Annotated in this window: 3 protein-coding genes; all 3 read right to left on the bottom strand. The window is 70.4% G+C overall.

The genetic code is table 11. From position 1 onward, the window contains the following. Positions 1-257: 257 nt before the first annotated feature. Positions 258-1,304 carry a phosphatase domain-containing protein gene (locus D7Y15_RS43030; RefSeq protein WP_120581641.1) on the bottom strand — a complete coding sequence of 349 codons (1,047 nt, stop codon included), beginning with the start codon at positions 1,302-1,304 and terminating at the stop codon, positions 258-260. Continuing rightward, complete coding sequence (gene plsX / locus D7Y15_RS43025; protein WP_120581642.1) at positions 1,301-2,335, bottom strand: phosphate acyltransferase PlsX; 1,035 nt, start codon at positions 2,333-2,335, stop codon at positions 1,301-1,303. The genes D7Y15_RS43030 and plsX overlap by 4 nt, the downstream gene beginning before the upstream one ends. 10 nt (positions 2,336-2,345) lie before the next feature. Next, the coding region (locus D7Y15_RS43020; protein WP_148713038.1) for an MFS transporter at positions 2,346-2,732 on the bottom strand (387 nt) is incomplete at its 5' end.

The raw sequence follows: 2,732 nt of genomic DNA, 5'->3' as shown, positions 1-2,732 counted from the left end.
CGCGTCATTCGCCTCGGCAGGGCAGCCGTCTAGCACGCATCCTCCCACCCATGGGGGTCGCGCTTAAGGACATTCTTCAGGGACGTTGGGGGTCCACCTGGGGCCCCCTGCTCGCCCGCCGTGCGCCCGCTGCCCGTGGGAGGCGCTTCCACTGGATAACATCCCAATCCGGGCCAGACTCCGTCCGCCACGGGCCCTCAATGCTGGAGGGGCCGGGAAGCAGGCAGGCAGACGGCCGGGCCCGAAGGCCGGGCGCTTCAGGTGGGCGGCTTCAGGGTGCGCCCCTTGTGGGTCCGGGGCAGCGCGTGGGAGATGAGCGACACGTAGTCCACCGCCTGCACGCGCGGTGGGGGGGGCTGCGTGCCCAGCGCGGCCAGACGCTTGCTGAACGCGGCCAGGATGTCCGGCATGGGGCGCATGGCCTTGAGCAGCGCGTTGGGCCCCTCCATCGCCTGGGACAGCGCGATGGCCGCCTGCTGCAGCGGCAGTCCTCGCCTCAGCAGGTCCTGGAACGAGTTCGACAGCGTGATGATGTTGTGCCCCGCCGTCTGCACCATCTCCACGGCGATTTTCAGCACCTGCGGCGCCGTGAGGTGGCCGTCCGCCAGCAGCACCAGCGCCGCCTGGAAGTAGTTGAAGATGGGCACCACGCGCGGGCCATACGGCGTGAAATGCGCGGGCGGCGTCAGCTTGTCCAGGTGGATGAAGATGCGCCGCACCGGGTCCGCGATGGGAATCTTCTTCCACGCCTCCTGCACCCGCGCGACGTCGTCCGGGTACACCCCGCCCGCCTCCAGCACCTGGGACAGCACGCGCTCGTCCACCCGGCCCGCGATGAGGTCCGCGTAGAGCGAATAGATGAACGCGTCGGCTTCCGCGTCGTCGCCGAAGAGCACTTCCTCCGCTTCCACCGGCGCGTGGACGCGGCTCTCCAGGATGGCGGGCAGCTTGTAGCCCACCTGTCCGCGCAGGGCCCGGAAGCGCCCGCGCAGGAGGTTGCCCACGTTGTCCTTGAGGACGAACTCGTCCCACTGGATGCCGTCCAGCTTGAGCTTCTCCTCCAGCACCGCGCGCATCTGCTTGGGGCTGCCGGACACGATGCACAGCCTCGAGTCCCCCTGCTCCGCCAGCTCGCGGATGAGTGCGGACGCGCCCGGGATGGCGACCTTCTCATGGGCCTTCTGGAACGCCGTGCGGAACAGGTCGCGCAGCGATTCGAAGTCCGTCTGGAGGTACGTCTTGTCCAGGTCCCACCGGTAGATGCGGCGCGGGGGGGGCGGGTCGATGCGGTCCGGCAGGCTCACTTCGCCAGGCCCTCCTGGATGGCGGTGCCCAGCTCGTTCGCCACCGCCTTCGCGGCCACCTTGCCCGCGTTCGCGATGGCGCGCGCCTTGGAGCGGCCGTGCGCCTTGATGAAGATGCGGTCGAACCCCAGGATGGGCGCGCCGCCGTACTGCTCCCAGTCCGTGATGTCCTTCAGCCGCTCGATGCCGGACGACAGCATGGCCAGGCCCGCGCGCCAGCGCAGGCTCTCCTTGTAGGCGTACTGGGCCAGCTCCATCACCGTGTCGTGCACGCCCTCCAGCATCTTCAGGCACACGTTGCCCACGAAGCCGTCCGTGACGATGACGTCCACCGTGCCGCGCGGAATGTCGATGCCCTCCACGTTCCCCGTGAAGTTGAGCCCCGCCATCTGCGACAGCCGCTGGTGCGCCTCCACCACGCGCGGCGGGCCCTTCTGGGGCTCGACGCCGTTGGACAGGAGCGCCACCTTGGGCCGCTCGTTGCGGGAGATGATGCGCGCGTAGGCGGAGCCCATGACGGCGAACGCCACCAGGTCCTCCGCGGTGGCCTCCACCGTGGCGCCCACGTCGAGGATGAGGCTGAACGGGTCCTGCTTCGCGCCTCGCACGCCCCGCGTGGGATACACCGTGGCCAGGGCCGCGCGGCGCACGCCGGGAATCAGCTGGAAGTGGCGCTTGCACGCGAGCACGCCCGCGCCCGTGTTGCCCGCGGAGACCAGCGCATGCGCCTCACCCTCCGCCACCAGCCGGGCGGCCACCGCCACGGAGGACTCGGGTTTGCGCGCCAGCGCCTCGCCGGGCTTTTCGTCCATGCCCACGTAGTCGCCCGCGTGGTGCACGGAGATGCGCTCCCCGTTGTGCTTGATGCTCGCCAGGGCCTCGTCGATGACCGGCCGGTCCCCCACGAGCAGCGCGTGGATGTGCGGAGACTCCAGCGAAAGCTGGGCGGCGCCTCGCACCACCTCCAACGGGCCGTGATCGCTCCCCATCACGTCGAACGCGATGGTGATGTGTTGCGGCTTGCCCACCATGGTCCCCATCCTATGAGCTTTGCTCCGCGCCTGCTCCCGACAATCGCACCTGTGTCACCAGCGACAGTGCCAATAGTCCACCCAGCGCCACCAGCACCGCGCCCGTCCCGTACGGGGCTGTCGGGCCCAGTCGGGTGAAGAGCAGGCCGCCCAGCGCGGGCCCGATGATGCGGCCCAGCGAGCCGGACGCCTGATAGGCCCCCAGCACCGCCCCCTGCCGCTCCATGGGGGCGTGCAGGGACACCAGCGCGGACAGGCACGGCGTCACCAGCGCGGAGCCCACCGCCAACAGGCCCATCACCGGGAAAAGCCACCCGTACGACGGCGCCACGGGCAGCAAGGCCAACCCCACCGCCGTCAGCCCGAAGCCCACCACGGCCACCGGGGCCTCCCGCCC

Origin of the sequence: Corallococcus sp. AB030, assembly GCF_003668965.1 — a bacterium.
Taxonomy (GTDB): Bacteria; Myxococcota; Myxococcia; order Myxococcales; family Myxococcaceae; genus Corallococcus; species Corallococcus exiguus.
This window is presented reverse-complemented; position numbering and strand designations above follow the sequence as displayed.